The 1,332-nt window shown below is 36.1% G+C and carries 1 protein-coding gene; it reads left to right on the top strand.

The window, feature by feature from the left end; all coding sequences use genetic code 11:
- Positions 1-1,053: 1,053 nt before the first annotated feature.
- The gene (locus BVER_RS32110; RefSeq protein ID WP_157056308.1) at positions 1,054-1,269 is read left to right on the top strand and encodes a hypothetical protein; all 216 of its coding nucleotides are present in this window, start codon (positions 1,054-1,056) and stop codon (positions 1,267-1,269) included.
- Positions 1,270-1,332 lie beyond the last annotated feature (63 nt).

Below are 1,332 nucleotides of genomic sequence, written 5' to 3' on the forward strand. Positions count from 1 at the left end.
TTAAATTGTGCTATGGGTTTCATGATTCTGGAATGATTGTGGGTTTATATTGCATGGGCTTGTGTAGGTACACTTAATTTCTACATTAGTGCTTTGGGATCAAGCTAATTTGTAATTGAGTTTACTTAATTGTGAATGAGCTTGGTGTGAAGACCACCCAACTTTCATTGATTGCTTGATATTTGTGGATGTGTGACAAAATTAGTGTGGTCATGATTCCTATGATGTGATTGGCTATATGATTGGAGAGTGGACTTTGGTTTTGGGCCAATAGAACAACTCTAGTCTACTTGAGAGGAGAGAACTACACTAATTAGGCATTAGCGTATTGGGTGAATGGATTAATCCCACAAATGTGAACCCTAGCACATGTACCCACGGCATGAGTTTTACACCCATGAGATAGAAACCAAGGAATGCTTTTGTAGTATTTGTTCTTAGTCTTTTCTAGTTTTTATAGTTTTAATGCTTGTCTTTGTTGCTAGATTAAATTACACTCTCTTTTGGTCATTTTTAGTTGCTTGTGTCAACTCACACTTCTCACACACTTTGACACTATTTTGTACAACATTACATGTATCTTCTCTCTGTGGGTACGATCCTAATGCTATACTACGATAAGGTTAGAGTGGCTTAGCACTAGGTTTATAAATTTTGTTTGATTGAGTGTTTGCACTAGCTGCTAGGTTAACCGCTCGTCAAAATGGCACCGTTGCCGGGGAGAAGTTTACGGTGTTGAGTACTTTTTAGTTGATTTTGTGTTGTTAAGTGTAGTAGCATAAGTAATTTCTTTTGTTTTAATTTTCTTTGAGTTTAGTTTCACTTTTTCACTTTTTTATTGCAGTTTTTGTTTGCTTTGAATAAATGGACACTTTTTATCAAGATCAACAAGGCTACGGATCAATGCCGAACCAATGGAGTGGGTATACAAATGGAGATTTTTACATGGCATGCGATTCACCACCAAGCATATTGCCTAGTGCCTATGGAGGACAAGGGAGAAATTTATTTGAGAACATGGTGATGTAAAAGTTAGATGCTCTTCAAGCTCAAATGGATGTAAAAGCACTAAATAATGTTGAAGCATGTCAATGTGCTAAGTGGACCAATGTGGTACTTTCTGAAATGAACCTTAGAAATCGATTCGAAGCAAAAATTGATAAAATAGAAAAAAGAATCGATCTAACAAGGGAAATGACATGGGAGCTTATTCAAGTTGAGCTGACGGATGCAAAGAAGAATCTTAAAAACTATTTGAAAAATGCTTGAAGACTTGTGAGGAACAAAGCATCAAGAGATTTGAAGAGTACTCTAAAAATACCACACATATAC

The sequence above is a fragment of the Candidatus Burkholderia verschuerenii genome, assembly GCF_001189365.1.
Lineage (GTDB): Bacteria > Pseudomonadota > Gammaproteobacteria > Burkholderiales > Burkholderiaceae > Caballeronia > Caballeronia verschuerenii.